22 protein-coding genes are annotated in these 24,098 nt (G+C 69.9%); 11 read left to right on the forward strand and 11 right to left on the reverse strand.

Going from position 1 to position 24,098, the window contains the following annotated elements:
* The first annotated feature begins 167 nt into the window (after window positions 1-167).
* On the forward strand, window positions 168-1,382 hold the full coding sequence (locus tag HWY45_RS32150; RefSeq protein ID WP_059883674.1) for a porin: 1,215 nt from the start codon (window positions 168-170) through the stop codon (window positions 1,380-1,382).
* A gap of 312 nt (window positions 1,383-1,694) precedes the next feature.
* On the opposite strand, the gene HWY45_RS32155 is transcribed toward HWY45_RS32150, so the two are convergent.
* The 5 genes from HWY45_RS32155 to HWY45_RS32175 are packed head-to-tail and all read right to left on the reverse strand — an operon-like array spanning window position 1,695 to window position 6,927.
* A complete protein-coding gene (locus HWY45_RS32155) occupies window positions 1,695-3,167 on the reverse strand; it encodes an efflux transporter outer membrane subunit (protein WP_059883673.1) in 1,473 nt (490 codons plus the stop codon).
* Window positions 3,168-3,177: 10 nt separating this feature from the next.
* A complete protein-coding gene (locus tag HWY45_RS32160) occupies window positions 3,178-4,332 on the reverse strand; it encodes an ABC transporter permease (RefSeq protein ID WP_059883672.1) in 1,155 nt (384 codons plus the stop codon).
* Window positions 4,329-5,279 (reverse strand): ABC transporter ATP-binding protein, encoded by a 951-nt coding sequence (locus HWY45_RS32165; protein ID WP_059883671.1) that lies wholly within the window; start codon window positions 5,277-5,279, stop codon window positions 4,329-4,331. The genes HWY45_RS32160 and HWY45_RS32165 overlap by 4 nt, the downstream gene beginning before the upstream one ends.
* Window positions 5,276-6,247 (reverse strand): HlyD family secretion protein, encoded by a 972-nt coding sequence (locus tag HWY45_RS32170; RefSeq protein ID WP_059883670.1) that lies wholly within the window; start codon window positions 6,245-6,247, stop codon window positions 5,276-5,278. The genes HWY45_RS32165 and HWY45_RS32170 overlap by 4 nt, the downstream gene beginning before the upstream one ends.
* Window positions 6,244-6,927 carry a TetR/AcrR family transcriptional regulator gene (locus tag HWY45_RS32175; RefSeq protein WP_059883669.1) on the reverse strand — a complete coding sequence of 228 codons (684 nt, stop codon included), beginning with the start codon at window positions 6,925-6,927 and terminating at the stop codon, window positions 6,244-6,246. Before HWY45_RS32175 ends, HWY45_RS32170 begins: the two co-directional genes overlap by 4 nt.
* 313 nt (window positions 6,928-7,240) lie before the next feature.
* On the opposite strand from HWY45_RS32175, the gene HWY45_RS32180 reads away from it, so the two are divergent.
* Window positions 7,241-7,990, forward strand: coding sequence for a hypothetical protein (locus HWY45_RS32180; protein WP_175038374.1), 750 nt, complete (start codon window positions 7,241-7,243; stop codon window positions 7,988-7,990).
* Window positions 7,991-8,038: 48 nt separating this feature from the next.
* Here HWY45_RS32180 and HWY45_RS32185 read toward each other — a convergent pair whose 3' ends face one another.
* The 3 genes from HWY45_RS32185 to pdxR all read right to left on the reverse strand — a co-directional run bounded on the left by HWY45_RS32185 (window position 8,039) and on the right by pdxR (window position 10,492).
* A complete protein-coding gene (locus HWY45_RS32185) occupies window positions 8,039-8,467 on the reverse strand; it encodes a cupin domain-containing protein (protein ID WP_059883668.1) in 429 nt (142 codons plus the stop codon).
* A 10-nt stretch (window positions 8,468-8,477) separates the two neighbouring features.
* The gene (locus HWY45_RS32190) at window positions 8,478-8,915 is read right to left on the reverse strand and encodes a carboxymuconolactone decarboxylase family protein (protein WP_059883667.1); all 438 of its coding nucleotides are present in this window, start codon (window positions 8,913-8,915) and stop codon (window positions 8,478-8,480) included.
* A 116-nt stretch (window positions 8,916-9,031) separates the two neighbouring features.
* On the reverse strand, window positions 9,032-10,492 hold the full coding sequence (pdxR, locus tag HWY45_RS32195) for a MocR-like pyridoxine biosynthesis transcription factor PdxR (RefSeq protein WP_059883666.1): 1,461 nt from the start codon (window positions 10,490-10,492) through the stop codon (window positions 9,032-9,034).
* 140 nt (window positions 10,493-10,632) lie between these two features.
* Between pdxR and HWY45_RS32200 the strand changes: the two genes are divergently transcribed.
* Both HWY45_RS32200 and HWY45_RS32205 read left to right on the forward strand, forming a co-directional pair.
* Window positions 10,633-11,550, forward strand: a complete 918-nt coding sequence (locus HWY45_RS32200; RefSeq protein WP_059807861.1) for a LysR family transcriptional regulator — start codon at window positions 10,633-10,635, stop codon at window positions 11,548-11,550.
* 125 nt (window positions 11,551-11,675) lie between these two features.
* Window positions 11,676-12,425 (forward strand): SDR family oxidoreductase, encoded by a 750-nt coding sequence (locus tag HWY45_RS32205; RefSeq protein ID WP_059883665.1) that lies wholly within the window; start codon window positions 11,676-11,678, stop codon window positions 12,423-12,425.
* Between the two features lie 67 nt (window positions 12,426-12,492).
* Here HWY45_RS32205 and HWY45_RS32210 read toward each other — a convergent pair whose 3' ends face one another.
* Both HWY45_RS32210 and HWY45_RS32215 read right to left on the reverse strand, forming a co-directional pair.
* Entirely contained in the window at window positions 12,493-14,130 is a 1,638-nt protein-coding gene (locus HWY45_RS32210) for a glycoside hydrolase family 32 protein (protein WP_059883664.1), read from the reverse strand.
* 143 nt (window positions 14,131-14,273) lie between these two features.
* Complete coding sequence (locus HWY45_RS32215) at window positions 14,274-15,836, reverse strand: glycoside hydrolase family 68 protein (protein WP_059883663.1); 1,563 nt, start codon at window positions 15,834-15,836, stop codon at window positions 14,274-14,276.
* A 185-nt stretch (window positions 15,837-16,021) separates the two neighbouring features.
* Between HWY45_RS32215 and HWY45_RS32220 the strand changes: the two genes are divergently transcribed.
* The 6 genes from HWY45_RS32220 to HWY45_RS32245 all read left to right on the forward strand — a co-directional run bounded on the left by HWY45_RS32220 (window position 16,022) and on the right by HWY45_RS32245 (window position 22,242).
* Complete coding sequence (locus HWY45_RS32220) at window positions 16,022-17,041, forward strand: substrate-binding domain-containing protein (RefSeq protein ID WP_059883662.1); 1,020 nt, start codon at window positions 16,022-16,024, stop codon at window positions 17,039-17,041.
* A gap of 279 nt (window positions 17,042-17,320) precedes the next feature.
* The gene (locus HWY45_RS32225) at window positions 17,321-18,478 is read left to right on the forward strand and encodes an iron-containing alcohol dehydrogenase (RefSeq protein WP_059883661.1); all 1,158 of its coding nucleotides are present in this window, start codon (window positions 17,321-17,323) and stop codon (window positions 18,476-18,478) included.
* A gap of 55 nt (window positions 18,479-18,533) precedes the next feature.
* Window positions 18,534-19,220, forward strand: a complete 687-nt coding sequence (locus HWY45_RS32230) for a type 1 glutamine amidotransferase domain-containing protein (RefSeq protein WP_059561046.1) — start codon at window positions 18,534-18,536, stop codon at window positions 19,218-19,220.
* A 148-nt stretch (window positions 19,221-19,368) separates the two neighbouring features.
* Window positions 19,369-20,478, forward strand: a complete 1,110-nt coding sequence (locus HWY45_RS32235; RefSeq protein ID WP_059807843.1) for an NADH:flavin oxidoreductase/NADH oxidase — start codon at window positions 19,369-19,371, stop codon at window positions 20,476-20,478.
* 141 nt (window positions 20,479-20,619) lie between these two features.
* Complete coding sequence (locus tag HWY45_RS32240) at window positions 20,620-21,690, forward strand: AI-2E family transporter (protein ID WP_059883660.1); 1,071 nt, start codon at window positions 20,620-20,622, stop codon at window positions 21,688-21,690.
* 177 nt (window positions 21,691-21,867) lie between these two features.
* The gene (locus HWY45_RS32245; protein WP_081069837.1) at window positions 21,868-22,242 is read left to right on the forward strand and encodes a hypothetical protein; all 375 of its coding nucleotides are present in this window, start codon (window positions 21,868-21,870) and stop codon (window positions 22,240-22,242) included.
* An 18-nt stretch (window positions 22,243-22,260) separates the two neighbouring features.
* Here HWY45_RS32245 and HWY45_RS32250 read toward each other — a convergent pair whose 3' ends face one another.
* Window positions 22,261-23,055 carry an SDR family NAD(P)-dependent oxidoreductase gene (locus HWY45_RS32250; RefSeq protein ID WP_059807838.1) on the reverse strand — a complete coding sequence of 265 codons (795 nt, stop codon included), beginning with the start codon at window positions 23,053-23,055 and terminating at the stop codon, window positions 22,261-22,263.
* Between the two features lie 206 nt (window positions 23,056-23,261).
* Here HWY45_RS32250 and HWY45_RS32255 point away from each other — a divergent pair, with 206 nt between their 5' ends.
* Window positions 23,262-24,080 carry an AraC family transcriptional regulator gene (locus tag HWY45_RS32255; protein ID WP_059883659.1) on the forward strand — a complete coding sequence of 273 codons (819 nt, stop codon included), beginning with the start codon at window positions 23,262-23,264 and terminating at the stop codon, window positions 24,078-24,080.
* Window positions 24,081-24,098 lie beyond the last annotated feature (18 nt).

Raw genomic sequence — 24,098 nt, forward strand, 5'->3', positions numbered from 1 at the left:
GGCCGCGCGTAACTGTTTAGTGAACCTTCGCGTTGCGTCGATCATACGATGACCGACCCGGCAGGTTGGGAAACAATCGGCAATCCGTCAGAATTGCGTCCGCATGTACTCGCACATGTGTCAGAACCACACCAGATAAGAATTCATTCTTTGAGGACGGAGAATCAATGAAAAAGCGCGTCGCTTTCGCCATGACGGCAGCTGGCCTTGCAGCCGCCACCGCCGCCCACGCTCAGAGCAGCGTGACCCTGTACGGTATCGTCGATAACGGTATCGCTTACCAGAACAACTCGTCGGCCACCGGCGCGACCACCGGCGGTCATTCGAAGGTGCAGATGTCCACGGGCGTGTGGGCAGGCAGCCGTTTCGGCCTGAAGGGTTCTGAAGATCTGGGTGGTGGCACGAAGGCGATCTTCCAATTGGAAGCCGGCGTGAAGACCAACGACGGCACGTCGCAGTGGACGAACGGCATCTTCACCCGCCAGGCATGGGTCGGCCTGACCAACCCGACGTACGGTACGCTGACGGCTGGCCGCCAGTACACCGCGTACTACACGCTGCTGTCGCCGTACAGCCCGACGACCTGGCTGACCGGCTATTACGGCGCGCACCCGGGTGATATCGATTCGCTGGATACGAGCTACCGCGCGAACAACTCGCTGGTCTACATGTCGCCGAAGTTCTACGGCTTCACGGTCGGCGGCTCGTACTCGCTGGGCGGCGTGGCGGGCAGCTTCAACCGCGGCTCGACCTGGAGCGCGGCGGTTCAGTACCTGAACGGCCCGGCAGGCATCGCAGTCGGCTATCAGCGCATCAACAACTCGACGCTGGGCGGCGGCACGTGGGGTGCAAACTCCACGACGCAGAACGGTCTGACGGCAGCTGGCGACGGCAACGAGCCGGCCGTTTCGTCGATCAACAACGGCTACTCGAAGGCTCAATCGCAGCAGCGCGTGGCAGTCACGGCCGGCTACCAGTTCACGCCGGCGTGGGACATCTCGGTGTCGTACTCGAACGTCCAGTACATTCCGGGCTTGAACTCGGGCTTCTCGGGCACCGCGATCTTCAACACGGGCGGCGCAGTGCTGCACTGGAAGGCATCGACGCAGTGGGACTTCGCGGCAGGCTACTCGTACACGGCGGCAACGCAGTCGAACGGTATCACGAGCTCGGCCAAGTACCATCAGGTCACGCTGTCGCAGTACTACAGCCTGTCGAAGCGCACGGGCCTGTACGCGGTTGAGGCATATCAGCACGCAAGCGGCAACACGCTGAACGGTGGCAAGATCATCGCAGCAACGACGTCGATCGGTGACGGCGTTGGCGCAGGTTCGAAGCAGAACCAGATCGGCGTCGGCGTCGGCCTGATCCACCGCTTCTGATTCCGCGCGGCGCGCGAGCGCCGCTTGCAGCATGCGGTATGAAAACCGGCCTTCGGGCCGGTTTTTTTTCGTCCGCGTTTGCCGCGCGACGTGGCCCGATCCATCTTTCCCGGGCCGAGCGCGTGACGTCCGGTCCATTCAAGCGACCGTCCGACCTCGCTACGCTTCTCCTTGACGATACCGACGGAGAAGCCAGCGCAATTCCCCCTCTCCATGCGGCAATCTCCGAGCCGCGTATCGCCGGCATGTCTTTCGTGGCTCCGCTGCCCGGCCCGGCGGGGCCATCTTTTTCATGCCGGTTCACTACGCGCGTCACGGCGCCATCCAGCTTCCCCCCAACGCCTGAAACAGCGCCGCCGTATCGGCGAGCCGATCCGCCTGCGCACGCGTGCGATCGAGCGCCGTCTGCAGCGCCTGCCGCTGCGCGTCGAGCAGCCCGAATTCGCCAAGCCCGCCGGCCGCGTAACGCGCCGCGGAAATCGTGTTGCTCGCGTCCGCTTCGCGCGCCGCTTCGTCGCGCGACCGCAGCGTTTCCGCGTCCTGTTCGACCGCGCGCATCGCATCCGCGACCTGCTGCAGCGCCAGCAGCACGGTCTGCCGGTAATCGGCGAGCGCCGCATCGTACGCGGCCTCGGCAGCGTGTTTTTTCGCGCGCAATTCGCCGCCGTGGAACAGCGGCTGCGTCAGGTTCAGGCCGATGTTCCAGATATTCAGGCCGTTCACGATATCCGCGATGCGCGTGCGCTCCGAACCCGCGCCGGCCGAGATCGCGAAGCGCGGATACAGGTTCGCGGTCGCCACGCCGACGTTCGCGCTCGCCTGATGCAGTACCGCCTCGGCCGCGCGAATGTCCGGCCGCTCGCGCGCGAGCGTGGACGGCAACGTGACCGGCAGCGCACCGGGCAGCGCGAGCGCATCGAGCGGCACGTCCGGCAGGTCCGCTTCCGCGGGCGGCATGCCGATCAGGATCGCGAGCCGGTGATCGGCCTGCGCGCGCTGCGCCGCGAGCGGCGGCAGCGACGCCTGCGTCTGCGCGAGCAGCGTGCGCTGCGCGTGCACGTCCGCCGTCGACACGCCGCCCGCCGCATGACGCGCTTCGACGATGCGCAACTGGCGCGCCTGCGCATTCGCGAGCTGCTGCGTCAGCGCGAGCTGCCGCGCGAGCGACGCGCGCCGGACGACGGTCGCGACGACGTTGCCCGCCAGCGTCAGCCGCGCTGCCTCGAGTTCGTACGACTGGTAGTCGACCTGCGCGCGCAGCGCTTCGAGCGCGCGCCGGTTGCCGCCGAATACGTCGAGCACGTACGACACGCTGACCGACGCGTTGTACAGCGTGAACGGCCCCGGGTTCGGCACGTTGGCCGGCAGCCCGAACGCGGCGGTGTCGACTTTCTCGCGCGTGCCGGACAGTTTCGCGTCGACGCTCGGCCACTGCGTCGCGCCGGCCTGCGCGACATAGTTCTGCCGCGCTTCGTCGAGCCTCGCGCGCGCCGCGTCGACGGTGGGGCTGTGCTTCAGCGCGTCGTCGACGAGCCGGTTCAGCGGCTCGCAGCCGAACTGCGTCCACCAGCGCGGCAGCGCGTGCCCGGCGATGGTGAAGGTTTGCGGGTTCGCGGCCGCGCCGCCGGCCGACGCCGTCGTTGCGGGCGGCGCGCCGCGCGTGTAGCGCTGCGTCGGCGGCGCCGCAGGCGTGCCGAAGTCCGGCCCGACCGCGCAGCCGGACACGAGCGCCGCGACGGACGCGACGCAGGCGGCAACGCGAACACGGCGGCGGACGAATGACATCGCGGCGCTCCTAGTCCAGCGTGCGCCGGTAGAAGCGCAGCGCGACGGCCATCACGATCACGGTGAACACGGCGACCGGCCACACCGACGGCCACAGGTCGACCCAGCCGTTGCCCTTGAGCAGGATGCCGCGCACGAGGCGGTTGAAGTAGGTGAGCGGCAGCAGGTTGCCGATGAACTGCGCCCATTTCGGCATGCCCGCGAACGGGAACATGAAGCCCGACAGCAGGATGTTCGGCAGGAAGTAGAACACCGCGAGCTGCATCGCCTGCAACTGGTTCTGCGCGAGCGACGACAGCGTGATGCCGACCGTCAGGTTCGCGGCGATGAACAGCAGCGCGGACAGGTAGATCGCGAGCACGCCGCCGACGAACGGCACCTGGAACACGAAGCGTGCCGCCGCGAGGATGATCGACACCTGGATCAGCCCGATGAACACGTACGGCACGATCTTGCCCGTCATCACCTCGAGCGGCAGCACGGGCGTCGCGAGCAGGTTCTCCATCGTGCCGCGCTCGCGTTCGCGCGTGATCGCGAGGCCCGTCATCATCACCATCGTCATCGTCAGGATGACGCCCATCAACCCCGGCACGACGTTGTACTGCGTGATGCCCTCGGGGTTGTACAGGCGATGCAGCCGCACGTCGAACGCGGCCGGGCGGCCGTTCAGGCGGGCGAGCGGGCCGGTCAGGTCCTTGTCCGCGACCGGCTGCACGAGGCCCGACAGCGCCGCGATGGCCGACGCAGTCGCGACGGGATCGGTCGCATCGGCCTCGACGAGCAGCGAAGGTCGTTCCCCGCGCAGCAGCCGGCGCGAGAAATCGGCAGGAATGCTCAGCACGAACAACACGTCGCCACGCGCGAGCGCATGCCGGCCGGTCGCCTCGTCGGGCAGCGTCGCGACGACGTCGAAGTAGGCGGAGTTGCGCATCCCGGCGACGAAGCTGCGCGCAAACGGGCTCGAATCCGCGACGATCACCGCGGTCGGCAGGTGCTTCGGGTCGGTGTTGATCGCGAAGCCGAACAGCGTGAGCTGGATGATCGGCACGCCGACGATCATCGCGAACGTCACGCGGTCGCGGCGCAGCTGCAGGAACTCCTTCAGCACGATGCTCCACCAGCGCGCGAGCGAGAACGACACATGCCACCAGGACGGCGTGTTCATGACCGCGCGCCTCCGGACAGGCCGGCCGCGTGGCGTCCCATCATGAAGATGAACACGTCCTCGAGGCCGGTGTCGATCGGCGCGGCTCCAAGCGCCGCGTCGGCGGCGACCTGCGCGACGCTCGCGTCGAGCGCGCGGCGGTCGCGGCCGCTCACGTGCAGCGCGGTGCCGAACACGACCGTCTGGTCGACGCCCGGCATCGTGCGCAGCCGCGCGGACAGCTCGGTGAGATGCTCGCCGGTGATCGCCCAGGTCGCGAGCCCCTGCGACGCGACGATCTCCGCCGACGTGCCCTGCGCGAGCAGCGCGCCGTCCGCGATGTACGCGAGCTTGTGGCAGCGCTCGGCCTCGTCCATGTAGTGCGTGCTGACGAGCACCGAGATGCCCTGCGCGGCGAGCCGGTGCAGCTCTTCCCAGAAATCGCGGCGCGCGGCCGGATCGACGCCGGCGGTCGGCTCGTCGAGCAGCAGCAGTTCCGGGCCGTGCAGCATGCATGCGGCGAGCGCGAGGCGCTGTTTCCAGCCGCCCGACAGCGCGCCGGTGAGCTGGCTCGCGCGGCTCGTCAGGCCGAGGCCGTCGAGCGCGCGCTCGACGGCCGCCTTGCGGTCGGGCATCTGGTAGACGCGCGCGACGAAGTCGAGATTCTCGCGGATCGACAGGTCTTCCCAGTACGAGAAACGCTGCGTCATGTAGCCGACGCGGCGCTTGATCTGCGCGCTGTCGCGCACGATGTCGTAGCCGACGCAGGTGCCGCTGCCCGAATCGGGCGTGAGCAGCCCGCACATCATCCGGATCGACGTCGTCTTGCCGCTGCCGTTCGGCCCGAGGAAGCCGAAGATCTCGCCGCGCGCGACGCGCAGCGACACGTCCTTTACCACGTGCTTGTCGCCGAAACGCTTGTTCAGCTTGTCGACGTCGATCGCGTACGGGGCGCCCGGGGCGTTCATGGCAGCCTCACGGCGACCGGCTGGCCCGGATGCAGCTTCGGCGCGTCGGCGGCGGCCGGCCGGGCCTCGACCATGAACACGAGCTTCGTGCGGCTTTCGTTGCTGTAGATGACGGGCGGCGTGTATTCGGCCTCGCTCGACACGTAGGTGATGCGCGCGGGCACGCCGGCCGCGCAGCCGTCGCACCGGATCTCGACCGCGCGGCCGGGCGCGAGCGCCGCGACGGCGGCCTCGGGCACGAAGAAGCGCACCTTCACGTTCTGCGGCGGCAGCATCAGCACGACCGGGCTGCCGGCCTGCACCCATTCGCCGAGCCGGTACAGCGTGTCGTAGACGCGCCCGGCCGCCGGCGCGGCGACGCGCTTCTGGTCGAGCTTCCATTGCGCCTCGACAACCGCCGCCTGCGCGGCATCGACCTGCGCGGCCTGCGCGGCGACCTGCTGCGCGCGGCCGGGCAGGCGCGCGACGTCGACCTGGCTTTGCAGCTCGCGCACCTGGGCGGCGCTCGTCTGCGCGGCCGCGCGCGAATCGTCGAGCTGCTGCTTCGCGATGCCGCCGGCCTGGTACTGCCGCTCGTCGCGCGCCAGTTGCTCGGCGGCCTTGCGGGCCTGCGCGGCGGCCTGCGCGAGCTGCGCCTTCGCGACGTTCACTTCCGGCGGCCGCTTGCCGGTGCGCAGGTCCGCGAGCTGCGCCTGCGCGGCGGCGAACTGGTGCTGCGCCTGCTGCAGCGCGGCCGTTTCGTTGACGGCTTCGAGCGCGAACGCGGGCGCGTTCGCGGCGACCGTCTGGCCGCGCTGCACCGCGAGCTGCGTCAGCGTGCCCGATTGCGACGACGACAGGTAGACGAATTCGCCTTCGACGTAGCCCTGGTAGGTCGGGCGCTCATCGGCGCGTGGCTTGCAGCCGGCGGCGAGCGCGATGACTGCGGCGGCGAGCGCGAACGATGCGGCGGCGCGCTTCGTCGTCACGATCGCCTCCTGGCTGCACGGGCGGGCGGCGGGGGCTGCATTCCGAAGCCGAGCAGCGCGCCGACGTGCCGCTGCAGCCCGTCGCGATCGATCGGCGGCATCCCGCGCGCGCCGCGCCACAGCTTCGCGGTGGCGAGCGGCAGCATCACGAGCGCGATGATCGACTGGAACAGCAGCGCCGGTTCGAGCGCGGGATTCACGATGCCCGCCTGCTGCGCGCGCCGGATGCGCTCGGCGAAGCGGCCGATTTGCTCGAGCGGAATCCGCTTGACCATCCGTTCGCGCAGCAGCCCGCCTTCGTTGACGATCTCGCGCAGCCACAGCGACGGCAGCCACGGCATCCGGGCGGTCACGTCGAAGAAGCGCGCGACGAGTTCGCCGACGAGCGCGAACGGGTCGTTCTCGACCTGTGGCTCGGTTGGTTGCCAGACGAACGCGATCACCTGCGCGAGACGTTCCTCGACGATCGCGTCGAGGAGTTGTTCGCGATTCGTGAAGTAGTAGTGGACCATCGCCGACGTGACGCCGGCGGCTTCCGCGATCTGCGCGACCGTCGTGGCCGCGATGCCGCGCTCGGCGAACAGCGCGGTCGCGACGTCGAGCATGTGGTTGCGCAGGTCGAAATCGTCCACCGACGGGCGGCGCCCGCGCGGTTTCGGTGCGGTGGATTTCGCGTTCATGCAGTCGACGCTAATTGACGGGTTAGTTAATTTCAAGGAAGGGTTTTCGACGAAGTGGACGGGTGTCAGGCGCGGCGCGAATGGCGGCGCGGGTGGGCGGGCCGAAGGCCGCATGGTGCGGGGCGCCGCGATGCGGAAATGAAGGGAGCAGCTATAGAAACGCGGGGAGGGCGAATGCTTGTATCCGAGGAGACGGACGGCCACCAGATCGAGACGCATCGACACCTTCAAGCCGGACGCATCGCCATATCATTGGCTCGCAACAGCCAAGCGCCGTCCGAGCGCAAGAACAGCATTGCCTTCCGAGGGAAAAATGACGACAAAGCACACGACAGGGTGGCCGCTGGCGGTTTTTGCCGCCATGATTCTGGCGAGCTGCGGAGGCGGCGACGATTCGCCTGCTCCGGCCGCGGCGACCGGCAGCGCGAGCCCGACGCCGACATCGAATCTCGAATGCGATCCGGTCTATCAGCCGGGCGATACCGTGAAGCTGCACGTCTATCTGCAGGCGTCGCCGCAAGGTCAGATCGTCGACAACGGCATCTACACGCGGACTTACGCGCCGGCGACATTCCAGGGCGTCTCGCTGACGCAGCAGGCCGAAACCACGCCCGGCTCGCCGATCCAGACCAATCGCTACTATCTGGTCGGCAACGGCGCGCGCACGTACTACGGCGGGGAGGTCGTCAGTGCAGGCGCGCTGGTGCTGCGGGACGTGAATTCACCGCCGTATGCGGAGACGATCGGGCTCTCGGGGAGCGAATCGGCGAATTACGTGGATACGCCGGTCGCGCCGGCCGCCGGGGCCTCGACGAGCGTGTCGATCGACCGTGCATACGTCGCGCGTGAATCGGTGACCCTCAAGAACGGCAAGGTCTTCAACAACGCCTGCCACTATCACGCGACGGAGAAGCTGACCGGTCCGGCGATGACGAGCACGACGATCGCCGACGACTGGCTGGCCCCGGGCGTCGGCCTGGTCAAGTCGGTCGCCAGCAACGGCGGGGGGCAGGTCGTGACGCGCGAACTGGACTCGGCGACGGTCGGCGGCACGACCTTCTGAAGCGGCGGACCGGCTGGCCGCCCCGGCCACCGGCTCCGCGCAGGGCCGCTAGTGTTCCAGCGGCGACTTCAGCGGATCGTGCTCGCCCGTCAGCCCGAACACGACGATCTGTGCCGGCGCGGTAGCGCTCCCGTTGCGCGACACGAGGTGCCGCGAGCCGGGCGGCTCGTACCAGCCTTCGCCTGCGCGATAGCGGCGCAGCGGGCCGTCGTTGACATGCGACAGCACCTCGCCCTTCGACACGACCGCAAACACCGAGCCGAGATGCCGATGCGGCTCGGACGCCTGGCCGGGCGCATAGTCGACGGTCGCGACCACCGCCAGCTTGCCGGGCGCTTCCGGCACGGCCCGCTTCATGACCGGCCGGACGTTGTCGCTGCGTGCGTCGCCGTCGTGCGCATGCGCGGCCGTTGTGACAACGCCCAGCGCGAGCGCGACGCACGCGGCGGCGACGCGCAGATACATGCTGCGGGTCATCGCCGCCTCCTCACTCGGGCATCTTGCGGAACGCGATCGCGAAGCGATTCCACGAATTGATCGTCGCGATGAGCATCGACAGGTCGAACAGCTCTTCGTCGCTGAAATGCGCCTTCACGGCTTCCCAGACGGCGTCCGGCACGTGGTTGTCCGCGACCAGCGTCAGCGCTTCGGTCCATTCCAGCGCCGCGCGCTCGCGATCGGTAAAGAACGGCGTTTCGCGCCACACGACGACGGTCGCGAGACGGCGCTCGGTTTCGCCGCCCTTGCGCGCGTCGGTGGTGTGCATGTCGACGCAGAATGCGCAGCCGTTGATCTGCGATGCGCGCAGGCGCACGAGTTCGGCGAGCGGCTTCTCGATTGCGCTTTTGGCCAGGAATTCCTCGGCGGCGCGCATCGCCTTGATCGCGTTCGGGCTGGCGGTATAGAAGTTCAGGCGCGGTTGCATGGCAGGTCCTCGTTCGGTTGATGCGCACGGTGGCGCGACAGGACCCAGATTAACGACCGCGCTGGCCTTCCGGAATGACCAATTTCAGGTATATCGAGGTAACCAGTGGCGCGGCGTCAGACACCCGCCCGCAGCAGCGCGGCGAGCCGGGCGAGCGCCGTATCGATGCGCGTCGCGTCGATGCCGCCATAGCCGAACAGCAAGCCCGCCTCGCGCGGCACGTCGACATGGAAGGCCGAGATGCCGTACAGCCCGAGGTCGTGCGCGCGCGCCGCGTCGACCAGCGCGGCCTCGTCGAGGCCCGGCCTGAGGCGTGCGGCGAGGTGGATTCCCGCCACCGGCACGATCGCGTCGAGCCACGGCGCGAGGCCGCCGCGCAGGTGCGCGAGCAGCACCTTGCGGCGCGCGTCGTAGTGCTTCTGCACGCGGCGCAGGTGCCGTGCGAAATCGCCGTCGAGCATGAAGCGCGCGAGCGCGGCCTGCGTCAGCGTGCAGCTGTGCCAGTCGACCACCTGCTTCGCCTTCGCGAGCGCGGCGTGCAGCGCGCGGGGCGGGATCGCGTAGCCGATCCGCAGCTCGGGGAAGATCGTCTTCGAGAACGTGCCGACGTACGCGACGAGGCCCGCGCGGTCGAGGCTCTTCAGCGATTCCATCGGCCGGCCCTCGAAGCGGAATTCGCCGTCGTAGTCGTCCTCGATCACGACCGCGCGCCGCCGCTGCGCCCATTCGAGCAGCGCTACGCGCCGCTCGAGGCTCATCGGCATGCCGAGCGGGAACTGGTGCGACGGCGTCACGTAGACGAGCCGCGCGTCGTCGGGCAGCCGGTCGACGACGAGCCCGTGCGCGTCCACCGGCACGCTGGCCACCGTCGCGCCGAGCGATGCGAACGCGGCGCGCGCCGGCGGGTAGCCGGGATCTTCCACCGCGACCACGTCGCCGGGCCGCACGACGACGCGCGCGAGCACGTCGAGCGCCTGCTGCGCGCCTTGCGTGACGATCACGTCCTGCCAGTTGCAGGCAACCGCGCGGCTGAACGCGACGTAGCGCGCGATCGCGAGCCGCAGCTGCTGGTCGCCGGCCGGGTCGTGATACTGGCCGGGGCCGCGCGCCTGCAGGCGCAGCGCGTGATGCAGGCAGCGGCGCCACGCGTCGAACGGGAACAGCGTCTTGTCGGTCACGCCGCCGCGGAAGTCGAAGCCGGCTCCGGGCAGCGGTTCCGGCATGGCCAGCGCGTCGGGCAGGTCGGTCCACACGGTGCGGATGTCCGGCGCATCGGCGGGGCGGGCTTCCGCGGCGATCGCCGGCGTCGCCGCCGCCGGCCCGTGCGGCACGCGCGCGAGGCCGTCGGCGACGAACGTGCCGTCGCCGCGCCGCGTCCACAGGTAGCCTTCGGCGACGAGCTGCTCGAACGCGTCGAGCGTCGTCTTGCGCGACACGCCGAGCTGCGTGGCGAGATCGCGGGTGGACGGCAGCCGCGCGCCGCCCGCAAGGCGCCCGTCGACGATCGCGGTGCGCAGCTGGCGGAAGATTTGCCCCGTCAGGTCGTGACGGCCTTCGATGTGGATCGCGATGTCCATCGCGGTGGTTACCTCGGGTTTGGGGATTTCGCCGGAATCGGCATACCGCGAGTATGACGCGTGAATCGCCGCGCCGGGGTTGAACCGCCGCGCCCGGCGGCCTTACGATGCACGTCAATTCCCGGACCCGGAGCGTGGCCATGTTGTCAGAAGAAGAACTCGCGCTGCTCGATGCGATTCGCGCGACCGGCAGCCTGTCGCGCGCGGCGGCGCGCCTCGGCAAGGCGCCGTCGACGGTGTCGCACGCGGCGCGCCAGCTCGAGGCGCGGTTTGACGCGCTGCTGTTCGACCGGCGCCGCTACCGGCTGCAGCTCACGCCGGCCGGCCAGTTGCTGGCCGACGAGGCCGCGCGCCTGATGCTGGACGTCGCGCGGCTCACGCAGCGGGTGCGGCAGATCGCGAACGGCTGGGAGGACCGGCTGTGGATCGTCAGCGACGAGCTGCTCGAATTCGACTCGATGATGCCGGTGATCCGCGCGTTCGACGCGCTCGAATCGGGGGTGTCGCTGCGCTTCACGCACGAGGTGCTCGGCGGCACCTGGGAAGCGCTGCGCGACGGCCGCGCCGACCTGATCGTCGGCGCGACCAACGAGCCGCCGGCGATTCCAGGGCTGAAGTGGTTCGAGCTGGGCGCGCTCGACTGGGTGTTCGCGGTGTCGCCGCGCCATCCGCTCGCGGCGGCGCGCGGCCCGCTCACGCGCGACGCGATCGGCGCGCATCGCGCGGTGGTGGTCGCGGATTCGTCGCGCAGCGCGGCAGGCCGCGTATACGGCGTGCTGGGCGGGCAGCCGGTGCTGGCGGTGCCGTCGATGCGCGCGAAGATCCTCGCGCAGCGCGATGCGCTCGGCGTCGGCTGGGTGCCGCGGCGGCGCGCCGCGACGCTGCTCGCGCGCGGCGAACTGGTCGAGATGCCGGCCGCCGATCCGCGCGAGCCGAATGTCCTGTACGTCGGGTGGCACGGCGACCGCGAAGGCCGGGCGCTGCAATGGTGGCTCGACCGGCTGCGCGAGCCGCGCCTCGCGCAGCGGCTGCTCGACGGGATCGACGTGCTGCCGTAACGTACCGCGAGTACCGCGAACGTTCGACGATTTCGAACGTGTTCGTCACGCGCGCGGCACGGCAGCGCGCGGCTTCACGCGCACCATGCAGTCACGGTCATTCACCGGAATCACTGGAGAACATCATGGAACGTTTCACCGGCAAGACAGTGCTCGTCACGGGCGGCACCAGCGGCATCGGCCTCGCGGCCGCACAGGCATTCGCGTCCGAAGGCGCGCGCGTGATCATGACGGGCCGCGATGCGGACGCGCTCGCTGCGGCGCAGCGCACGCTCGGCGGCGACGCGCTCGCGATCCGCAACGAAACGGGCAGCGTCGCGGCGGCGCGCGAGCTTGCGAGCGCGATCGCCGCCGCGGGCGCGCGGCTCGACGCGGTATTCGTCAACGCGGGCGTGGCGAAGCTCGCACCGTTCGCGGACATCGACGAGGCGCTGTGGGACCAGGTCTTCGATACCAACGTGAAGGGCGCATATTTCCAGATCCAGTCGCTCGTGCCGCTGCTGAACCGCGGCGCGTCGATCGTGATCAACGGCTCGATCAATGCGCATATCGGGATGCCCGGTTCGTCGCTCTACGCGGCGAGCAAGGCCGCGGTGAATTCGTTCGCGAAGACGCTGTCGACGGAACTGCTGCCGAACGGCGTGCGCGTGAACGTCGTCAGCCCGGGGCCCGTGCAGACGCCGCTGTACGGCAAGCTCGGGCTCGACGCCGCGACGCTCGAGGCGACCGCCGACAAGATCAAGGGCCTCGTGCCGATCGGCCGGTTCGGCACGCCGGAGGAAATCGCGTCGACCGTGCTGCACCTGAGCGCGCCGGAGTCCGCGTTCATCGTCGGCGCGGAAATCATCGCGTCGGGCGGGATGGGGCTGCTTTGAGCGGACGGCGGCGCGGGGGCTGTCGCCCCGCGCGCCGCACGCCCGGCGGGCGATCCGGCCCGCGACGCTAGCGTTCGCGGCAAGCGGGGCCGGCGCCGCCCGGCTCCGCGAGGTGCGTCACCGTCAGCCCGCCGAACGTCGCGCGGCCATGCTCGGCGAATACCGCGATCCGGTCGGCGTCGCGCGGCGGGAAGACGAGGTCGGTGATCGCGGCGCGGCCGTGGCCGGCGAACACCTCGACCGAGCCGCGATCGACGACGATCTCGAGCGGCAGGCGCCCGTCGACGAGCGGCAGGTTCACGATGTGCTGCCGGCTGAACGCGTTCGAGAAACCCGACTCGCCCGATGCCGAGCGGTCGAGCGTCAGCGTCCGCTGCGCGGTGTCGTAGACGATCCGCGTGCCGATCGCGCCATCCGCCGAGCGCCGCACGACGATTCCCGCGCGCGCGGCGGTTTGCGGCGCGAGCGTCAGCGTGATGCGCTGCACCGTGCCGCGCGTCGCGGCCGGCAGTTCGCGCAGCGCCGACGCGACGCCCACGTCGCCGAGATGCGTCGCGGGCCGCCCGTCGGCCCACGCGGTGAACGCCGGCGCCGGCGTGACGACGAGCCGCGGTTCGCCGTCGATCGTCTTCAGCGCGAACGCACGCGGCAGCGTCATCGCGCCGCGCCACGGCGCGGTGGGCGCTTGCGCCGCGTAATCCCAGTTGCTCATCCACGCGATCGCGACGGGCCGCGCGCCGGGCGCGCCCGAGAACGTGCCGGCCGCATAGAAATCGGCGCCGTGATCGACCCATTGGAATTGCGCGGGATCCGAGCCGGCCGGCGCGACCCGGTCGGGCGTGAAGGTGCGGCCGTCGAACGTGCCGACGAAGGCCATCGCACCCGAGCCGCCCGCGATCGACCACGGATTGACGTTGACGATCATCACCCATTTGGTCCGGCGCGGATCGTCGTCGAGCGGCAGCGGCACGAGGTCGGGCATCTCCCACAGGGCGCCGGCATGCGGCACGCCGGGCAGCGTGAAGTCGCTGAGGAAATCCCAGTGGATCAGGTCGTTCGAGCGGTACAGCTTCACGACCTGCGCGTCGGCGACGACGGTCGTCATCAGCCAGTAGCCGCCCGGCGCGTACCACGACACCTTCGGGTCGCGGAATTGCTTCGATTCCGGATCGAGCGTGAGCACCGGGTTGTGCGCGTACGGCTGCCAGGTCGCGCCGTGGTCGAGGCTGTACGCGAGCGACTGCGCCTGCGTGCCGGGCGCGTGCCCTGAACCGGCCTTGTAGACGCTCGTATACAGCGCGACCAGCGGCGCCTGGCCCGGCGCGCCGAGGCCGGACGTGTTGCGGGTGTCGGCGACGATCGAGCCGGAGAAGATCTCCTCGGTGGCGTTCGCGCGCATCGCGACCGGCTGCTCGCGCCAGTGGACGAGGTCGGTGCTGGTCGCGTGGCCCCAGGACATGTTGCCCCAGTCGTTGCCGGCCGGATTGAACTGATAGAACAGGTGATAGCGGCCGTTCTCGTAGACGAGGCCGTTCGGATCGTTCATCCAGTGGCGCTGCGGCGTGTAATGGAGCGCGGGCCGCCACTGCGGCGTGCCGTCGGCGGCGGGCGCGGGGCACGGCGGGGCCGATGCGTGCGCGTTCGCGGCACATGCCAGAAGCAGCGCCGCCGCGCGGAACGTAAAGCTTGCGGACGGAAATTTCATGCGTGCAGCCGTGCTTCGGCGGGCGAAGCGGAAAGAAGGCGGGGAAGCGCGCGCCGCGCGATCCGGAGAGGGCGCGGCGCGCGGGTTGACCGAAGGGTGACGCACGCGCGCACGGGACACGCCCGATGCGCGCGCGGCCGCCGTCAGTGGCCGGGGCCCTGCGCGGGCAGGTTCGCGGGGATGTCGCCGTAGCCGCCGAGCCCGCCGCGGCCGTACTGGCGGTCCACCGCCGTCGACGTGCCGTTGATGTTGATCTTCACCGTCGGCGCGAGCGTGCCGCCGCGGCGCGGGCCGATCGCGTCGATGAACGACTCGACGAGCCCGCCCGGCATCACGAAGTGCGAATACGACTGGAATTCGCGCGGGTTCTGGTTCGGATCCTGCGCGTACGGCGCGCCGGCCGGCGCCGTGAAGTCGGTCGGGTTGCCGAGCACGAGGCCGCCGCCGCCGTTCAGCGGCAGGTAGTCGCTGCGGATGCCGTTGCCGACGAAGCCGTACACGCCGTCCGGGCCGTCGACGCCCGCCGCCATCGTCGTGCGGTGGCTGATCGTGAACAGGTAGTACTTGCCGTCCTTCAGGTAGATCTGCGGGCGCTCGGTCTGGTCGTCCACGCAGTTCGCCGACAGGATCGGCGGCAGGAACTTCCATTCGGTGAGCTGCGGGTTCGTCGCGACCGCGAGGCCGACATTGGCCTTTTGATACACTGCGCCCGAATTCATCACCGCGTTGAGGTCTTCCCGGTACGGGTCGTTCGGCGCGTAGCCGAGGTCGGCTTCGGTGCAGGTGCGCGCGCCGCGCGGGCCGCCCGTGTTGCCCTCGAACACCATGTAGGTCTTGCCCGGGTGCGCCGGATCGGTGAACACGAACGGATCGCGGAACGAGAAGTAGGTGTTCTGCTGGCCCGTCTGGTAATAGTTGCCGTCCGGCTGCAGCAGCGCCTTGTGATCGTCGAAGCCGCTGAACCACACGTGCTTGTCGTCGGCATGGATGTGGCCGTCGGCGCGCGTGATGATCGCCTGCGGCGGCGTGATGTCGGCGCCGCCGGGCGCCGAGCGGTTGAACGACGTCGCGGTGTAGTAGAGGCTCACGTTGCCGCCGTTCGTGAGGCGCGCCGAGCCCGACCATTCGGCGTTGTTGGTCATCGGCGCGGTGCCGAACACCTTGGCGCTCGCGCCGTCCGGGAACAGGTGGCCGCCCCAGGTCCAGCCGCCGTTGGCCGGCCGCTGCGCCGCCGGGATGCCCGCGCGGCGGTAGAAGAAGCCGATCCGCGCATGCACGTGGCGGTCGTCGAACGTATAGCCGGCATGCGGATCGGCGGTGAGCGAGAAGATCACCTCCCAGCCCTTGTAGCTGAGCTGGTTCGCGCGCAGGTCGGCGAGCGGCCACGTGTCCCACACCCACACGTCCGGGTTGATCAGCGGGAAGTCCTGCGGGATGTTCGGCATCGACAGGGCCTGCGGCAGCGAATTCCGGTCGGCGCCGGGCGTGTGCGACTGCGCGACGATCTGGCGGATGTCGGCGCGCGTCCAGCGCATCGTGAAATTGCCTTCGGGGTCGTAGGCCTGCTGCGTATGCGGCGTGGGCGCGGGGGCGCCGGCGGCCTGCGCGTGCGCCGCGGTCGTGCCGGCCGCGAAGGCGGCCAGTGCGCCGCCAGCGAGCAGCAAACGTTTGCACGGGAGCGAACGGAAAAGGGGAAAGTATGTCATCTCGGCGTTGTCTCGAAATGGGGTGAACGGGAACGTCTGAGGGTGGCATCGATGTCCAAACCGGTTTGGATGCTATTTCAAACCGGTTTGGACGTCAAAAGATATTTATTTGACGGTAATGCTTACCAGGTGGAAATAATTGCCCGGAAAGACCGGTTCGGTCGGGCGGCACCAGACTGCGAGGAATGACGGTGAAGGTGAATCTGAAGGCGCTATCGGATGCGCTCGGGCTGTCGCGCACGACGGTCAGCCGTGCGCTGAACGGCTATGACGACGTGAGCGAGGCGACCCGCGAGCGGGTGATGCGGGCGGCGCGCGAGATGGGCTACGTCGCGGATCCGACCGCGCGCCGTCTCGCGACCGGCCGCGCGGACGCGATCGGGATCGTCTATCCGTTCGGCGCCGGCGATCTCGGGGATCCGCGCTTCGGCGAAGTCGTGGCGGGGATCACCGAGCGGCTGGCCGAGCGCAACCTGGATTTCATCATCGTGTCGGCGCGGCCGAACGCCGAGCTGGACAGCTACCGGCGGCTGGTCGACGGCAAGCTGGTCGACGGGCTGATCGTCGCGCGCACGCTGGTCGACGATCCGCGCATCGCGTTCCTGCAATCGCGGGGGTTTCCGTATGTCGCCTACGGGCGCACCCGGCAGGCCGAGCCGTACGCGTGGTTCGACTTCGACAACGAGGCCGGCGCGAAGGCGGCCGTGCAGCGGCTGATCGGGTTCGGCCACCGGCGCATCGCGATGATCAGCGCGCCGCTCACGCTGAACTTCGCCGCGCAGCGGCGCGCCGGTTTCGAAGCGGCGCTGCGCGAGGCCGGCATCGCGCCCGATCCGGCCTTACTGGTCGAGTGCCCGTTCACGCGCGACGGCGGGCTGCAGGCGGCCCAGACGTTGCTCGCGCAGCCCGCGCCGCCGAGCGCGGTGCTCGTCGACAACAACATCGCTGGCGGCGGCGCGTTTCGCGCGATCGCCGCCAGCGGGCGGCGCCTGGGCGAGGACCTGTCGCTGATCGTCTACGACGGGGTGCCCGCGGATATCGCGCATCCGCATCGCGTGACCGCGATCGCGCAGCCGACCGGGCACGCGTCCGGGCGCTCGATCGCGGAGCTGATGCTCGGCATGATCGACGGCGGCGTGCGCGGCGAGCGGCTGGAAATGCCGGTGATCGAAGCGGGCGATACCGACGGGCCGGCGCGCGGGTGACGGGGCGCGACGGCGGACGCGGGGCGGTGTGGCCCGCGCCGGTCGCCCGGCCGCCCGCAATCGTGAGACGAAATCCACGTCGACCGTAAGGTCGAATCCCGATCGCTAGACGACTGGTCTAATAACCGTCTATCATCGCATCCCATGAGCGCTACGGCGACGGTCGGCAGGCTGCCGGCCGGGCCATCATGGCGCTCGGTCGGTTGGCGCAATGCGCGACATCGTCGCGTTTTTTTATCGCCGCTAACTAGACGACTGGTCTATTAGATTGAGGATGGCATGCAGAATTTCGACTACGCGAACCCGACCCGCATCGTATTCGGCGACGGCACGATCGCCCGCCTCGCCGACCTCGTGCCGGCCGACGCGCGCGTGCTGGTGCTCTACGGCGGCGCGAGCGCGGAGAAGAACGGCACGCTCGGCGAGGTGCGCGCCGCGCTCACGGGCCGCCACGTCGCGTCGTTCGGCGGCATCGAGCCGAACCCGTCGTACGAGACGCTGATGGAGGCCGTGGCGCTGGTGCGCCGCGACCGCCTCGACTTCCTGCTGGCGGTGGGCGGCGGCTCGGTGATCGACGGCACCAAGTTCGTCGCGGCGGCGGCGCGCTACGACGGCGAGCCGTGGCGGATTCTCGAGACGCACGGCGCGGACGTGCGCGACGCGCTGCCGCTCGGCAGCGTGCTGACGCTGCCCGCGACGGGCTCGGAGATGAACAACGGCGGCGTGATCACCCGCAAGGCGCTCGGCGCGAAGCTCGCGTTTCGCAGCCCGCACACGTTCCCGCGTTTTTCGGTGCTCGACCCGGTGAAGACCTACACGCTGCCGCCGCGCCAGATCGCGAACGGAATCGTGGATGCATTCGTGCACGTCGTGGAGCAATATCTGACGTATCCGGCCGGCGGTCTCGCGCAGGACCGCTTCGCCGAAGGGCTGCTGCAAACCTTGATCGAAATCGGCCCGAAGGCGCTTGCTCAGCCGCACGATTACACGGTGCGCGCGAACCTGATGTGGGTCGCGACGCTCGCGCTGAACGGCCTGATCGGCGTCGGCGTGCCGCAGGACTGGGCGACGCACATGGTCGGGCACGAACTGACCGCCCGCTACGACATCGACCATGCGCGCACGCTGGCGATCGTGCTGCCGTCGATGCTGGCGGTGCGCCGCGACGCGAAGCGCGACAAGCTGCTGCAGTACGCCGCGCGCGTCTGGGGCCTGACCGGCGGCAGCGACGACGCGCGCATCGACGCGGCGATCGAGCGAACCCGTGCGTTTTTCGACAGTCTCGACGTGAAGACGCGCCTGGCCGACTACGGGATCGGCGCGGACGCGATCGACGGGCTCGTCGCGCAGCTCGACGCGCACGGGATGACGGCGCTCGGCGAGCACGGCGACGTGACGCTCGACGTCGGCCGCCGCGTGCTCGAAGCGAGCCTCTGAACCGGGCCGGGCGCCGCACGGCCCCGTTTCAACCCTTTCTGAGGAGTAACCGATCATGAAGATTCTGGTTGTCCTGACTTCGCACGACACCCTCGGCGATACCGGCAGGAAGACCGGCTTCTGGCTCGAGGAGCTGGCCGCCCCGTACTACGCGTTCAAGGACGCGGGCGCCGAACTGACGCTCGTATCGCCGAACGGCGGCCAGCCGCCGCTCGACCCGAAGAGCAGCGATCCGTCCGCGCAGACCGACGCCACCCGCCGTTTCGACGCGGACCCTGCCGCGAAGGCGCAGCTCGCCGCCACGGGCAAGCTCGCCGACGTGTCGCCCGACCACTACGACGCCGTGTTCTACCCCGGCGGCCATGGCCCGCTGTGGGATCTCGCCGAGGATCTGCACTCGATCTCGCTGATCGAGCGCACGCTCGGCGCCGGCAAGCCGGTCGCGCTCGTGTGCCATGCGCCGGGCGTGCTGCGCCACGTGAAGGACCCGCGGACGGCCGAATCGGTCGTGCGCGGCAAGCGCGTGACGGGCTTCACGAACAGCGAGGAAGCCGCCGTCGGGCTGACCGAAGTCGTGCCGTTCCTCGTGCAGGACATGCTCGAGACCAACGGCGCGCGCTTCGAGCACGGCCCCGACTGGGCGCCGTACGTCGTGGCCGACGGGCTGCTGATCACCGGCCAGAACCCGGCGTCGTCGGCGCCGGCGGCCGACGCGCTGCTCGGGATCCTCAAGCGCGCGTAACCGCCGCGCGGCGCCGGTCGCGCCGGCGCCGCCCTGTCACCCGTCCGCCGGTTCGCGCCGGCGGGCGCATCGAATCGTTCCACCGCGCCGCGTGCGCGGCGGGCCGAGTTGTCGCTTTGCTTTGCAGAACCAACCAAAGGAGTCGTGGATGTCTGCCTTGTTCGAACCGTTCAAACTGAAGGATGTCACGCTGCGCAACCGCATCGCGGTGCCGCCGATGTGCCAGTACGTCGCCGAAGACGGCGTCGCCAACGACTGGCATCACGTGCACCTCGCCGGCATCGCGCGCGGCGGCGCGGGCCTCGTGATCGCCGAGGCGACCGCCGTGTCGCCGGAAGGCCGCATCACGCCCGGCTGCACCGGGTTGTGGAACGATGCGCAGGCCGCCGCGTTCGCGCCGTCGGTCGCCGCGATCAAGGCGGCCGGCGCGGTGCCTGGCATCCAGCTCGCGCACGCGGGCCGCAAGGCGAGCGCGAACCGGCCGTGGGAAGGCGACGACCACATCGCCGACGGCGACCCGCGCGGCTGGCAGACGATCGCGCCGTCGGCGGTGCCGTTCGGCGCGCACCTGCCGAAGGTGCCGCGCGCGATGACGCGCGACGACATCGCCCGCGTGCAGGCCGATTTCGTCGCGGCGGCCAAGCGTGCGCGCGACATCGGCTTCGAATGGCTCGAACTGCATTTCGCGCACGGCTATCTCGGCCAGAGCTTCTTCTCGGTGCACGCGAACCAGCGTGACGACGAATACGGCGGCTCGGCCGAGAATCGCGGCCGCTTCCTCGTCGAGACGCTCGCGGCGGTCCGCAAGGTGTGGCCCGAGCACCTGCCGCTCACGGCGCGCTTCGGTGTGATCGAATACGACGGCCGCGACGACGAGACGCTCGCCGAATCGATCGCGCTCACGCAGCGCCTGAAGGCCGAAGGGCTCGACATGCTGAGCGTGTCGGTCGGCTTCTCGACGCCCGACGCGCAGATTCCGTGGGGCCCGGCGTTTCTCGCGCCGGTGGCCGAGCGCGTGCGCCGCGAGGCGGGGCTGCCGGTGGCGTCCGCATGGGGCATCGACACGCCGCAGCTCGCCGAGCGCGTCGTCGCCGACCAGCAGCTCGACCTGGTGATGGTCGGCCGCGCGCATCTGGCCGATCCGCACTGGCCGTACTACGCGGCGAAGCAGCTCGGCGTCGAACGGCCGTCGTGGACGCTGCCCGCGTCGTACGCGCACTGGCTCGAGCGCTACAAGGTCGCCGCGAAGGCGGCCTGACGCGAACGCCGGCCGGCCCGCCGCACGAACGCGGCGCGGCCGGCCCGCCGGATCGCATCCCGGCCCCGATAGAATGGCGGTTCGCGCAGGCTTCGGCCTGCCGAACCGCCATTTTTCTTTCAACGACCGGGCAGAGGGGCCATGGGTGCAAACGTTCCGCCGTCATCCGATTCCACCATGCGGCCAAGCGCGCAGCAGATCGCCCGCGCGCTGCTGTATGCCGGACTGCTGGCGCTCGCGCTGTGGGTGATCCGCGCGTTCATTCCAGCGATTGCGTGGGCCTGCGTGATCGCGATCGCGCTATGGCCGCTGCTGAAGCGCTTCGAGTCGCACCGGCTGTTCCGCGAGCGGCCGACCATCGTCGCGACCGTGATGACGGCCGCGGTGTCGCTGCTCGTCGTGCTGCCGGTCGCGATCGCGCTGATCCAGGCGATCGGGCAGGCGCACGACCTGCGCGAGTGGCTGCGCACGATCCAGGACAACGGCATTCCGGTGCCCGACGTCGTCGGCCGGCTGCCGTTCGGCGCGGCGCAGGCCAGCGCATGGTGGCAGGCGCATCTCGGCCATCCGCTGCATGCGTCGGCCGCGATGAAGGGCGTCAACGGCGAAACCTTCCTCGCGGTCGGGCGGCAGTTCGGCTCGAAGCTCGCGCGCGCGGTGCTCGAATTCGGCTTCATGCTGGTCACGCTGTTCGTGATCCTGCGCGCGGGCCACAAGCTGTCGGGCGCATTGCTGCAAGGCGCGCAGCGGGCGTTCGGCCGCAACGGCGCGCAGCTGATCGAGCGGATGGCGGCCGCCGTGCACGGCACGGTGACGGGCCTCGTCGTCGTCGGGCTCGGCGAAGGCGCGCTGCTCGGCGTCGCCTATGTGCTCGCGGGCGTGCCGCACGCGGCGCTGCTCGGGCTCGTCACGGCGATCGCCGCGATGCTGCCGTTCTGCGCGCCGGTCGTGTTCTGCGGCGCGGCGCTGTGGCTGTTCGTGCAGGGCGCGACCGCGTGGGCGGTGGCGGTCGCCGTGACCGGCTTCGTCGTCGTGTTCGTCGCCGAGCACTTCGTGCGGCCAGTGCTGATCGGCAGCGCCGCGCGGCTGCCGTTCCTGCTCGTGCTGTTCGGCATCCTCGGCGGCGCCGAGACGTTCGGCCTGCTCGGGCTGTTCATCGGCCCCGCGCTGATGACGGTGCTGACGATGCTGTGGACCGAGTGGGTCGCATGACGGCGGCCGCGCCCAAGGGGTTCCCGAAAGGTTTCTTCACGTTTTTCACAAGCGGGAAGCCTGAATGGACGCGGATTCTTGCACGGCGCTCTACAAATCTTTTCGATCCGGCCCCGGAGGTCGAGTAGCATGGGGGCTTTTCAACGCGGCTGCCCGGCGCAGCAGATCTACCCCAGCATGCGATTGATCCCGATGTCCCGGCCCGCGGCGGCGCTGTCCCTGGTGGCGAGCTGCCTGATGATGAGCGGTTGCGCGTGGTTCGACTGGATGATGCCCTTTTCGTATTCGCGCCTGCCGGTGCCGAAGGCGGCCGCCGCGCGCGGCGCGACGCGCGCCGACATTGTCCGCGCGGGCGGCAACCCGCGCAGCGTATGGATGGTCCGCAACGGCAGCGGTGTCTGCTACAACTACCAGCTCGACCACGGCGACCAGCATCGGCCGTACTTCGTCGTGTTCGACCCGGCGGGCGCCGTCACGCGTCACGGCTTCGAGACCTGCATCGACGCGGACCGCAAGGGGCTGCTGCAGACGCAGAAGGTCGGCAAGCGATAGCGGGCCGCGCCGTCGCCGCTAGGCGATCGTATCGACCACGCCGCCGTCCACGCGCAACGCGGCGCCCGTCGTCGCCGATGCCTGCGGCGAGCACACGTACACCACCAGGTTCGCCACCTCCGCCGGCGTCGCCGGCCGCTGGATGATCGAGCTCGCGCGATGGGTGCGCACGAAATCCACCGCGACCTCGTCGATGCTGCGGCCGGATTCGTCGGCGCTTTTCTTCAGCAGCGTGCGCACGCCCTCCGACAGCGTCGGCCCCGGCAGCACCGAATTGACGGTCACCCGGCTGCCGGCCGCGAGCTTCGCGAGCCCGCGCGCGATCGATAGCTGCGCGGTTTTCGTGAAGCCGTAATGGATCATGTCGACCGGAATGTTCAGGCCCGATTCCGACGAGATGAACACGACGCGCCCCCAGTTGCGTTCGAGCATGCCCCGCATGTAATGCCGCGAGAGCCGCACGCCGGACATCACGTTCATCTGGAAGTAGTGCGCCCATTCGGCATCGTCGATGTCGAAGAACTGCTTCAGCCCGTAGACGCCCGCGTTGTTGACGAGGATGTCGGCCTGCGGCGCCGCGCGCGTGATGCGGGCCACGCCGTCGGCGTCCGACAGGTCCGCGGCGATGCCCTCGACGGCCGCGTCCGGCGCGGCGGTGCGCAGGTGTGCGAGCGCGGACTGCACCGACGCTTCGCTGCGCCCGTTGACGACGATGCGCGCGCCGGCGCGCGCGAGCCCTTCGGCAATCGCCAGCCCGATGCCGGCGGTGGAGGCGGTCACGACCGCGGTCTTCCCATTCAGATCGATGTGCATACGTGTGAGCAGCGGTGGTTGGACGGGAGCCGCCGGACGGACGCGGCGGCCGGAATTCCAAGCTTAGGCGAATCCGCGCGAATCGCCAGCGCGGCAGCTCAGCTTAGTTCAGTTCAGTTGCTTCGGGCCGCGCGCTCTTGTACGGTATGCGTTTGCCGCATTTCCCCCCGGGAGCCCGTCGCGTGAGCCGTTCCGTCAAACCCGCCATGCCGTCGCCGTTCTGGCGCGACGCCGCGCTGCCGTTCATCGAGGCGCGCACCGTCGACGACGGGCGCACGATCTGCTACGCGAAGCATACGCACGACACGTTCTCGCTCGGCGCGGTGGTCGGCGGCACCAGCACCTACCTGAACGGCGCCACGCAGCAGCGGATCGGGCAGGGCGCGCTCGTGATCATCGACCCCGCGCAGGTGCACGCGTGCAACCCGTACGGGCCCGATGCGTGGGCCTACCGGATGGTGTATGTCGAGGTGGCGTGGCTCGCGCGGCTGCAGCACACGCTCGGCCGTAGCCCGAACGCGGATTTTCACGGTTTTTCGCAGACGTTGACGGATCGGCGCGACCTGTTCGCGCAGTTTGGCGGCTTCTACCGCACACTGGTCGCGCGCGGCGGCGAGCCGCTCGGCAAGGAGAGCGCGGCGGTCGACTTCTTCACGCATCTGCACGACGCGCTCGATCCGGCGGCGCCGCGCGCGCGGTGTGCGGCCGACAATGCGAAGCTCGCGCGCGCGGCCGACTACATCGCCGCGCACTGCCGTCAGGCGGTCACGCTCGACGCGATCTGCGCGGCGGCCGACTTGTCGCCGTCGTACCTGATCCGCGCCTTCAACGCGCGCTACGGGATGACGCCGCATGCGTTCCTGATCGACCGCCGCGTGCAGTACGGCCGCGCCGAGCTGCGCCGCGGGCGGCCGATCGCGGACGTCGCGCTCGATGCGGGCTTCGCCGACCAGGCGCATTTCCAGCGCGCGTTCCGGCGGATCGCGGCCGCGACGCCGGGGCAGTATCGCGGCGCGGCGTGCTGAGCGCGCCTGCCGCCCGGC

This window comes from Burkholderia stagnalis, from assembly GCF_902830275.1.
Lineage (GTDB): Bacteria > Pseudomonadota > Gammaproteobacteria > Burkholderiales > Burkholderiaceae > Burkholderia > Burkholderia stagnalis.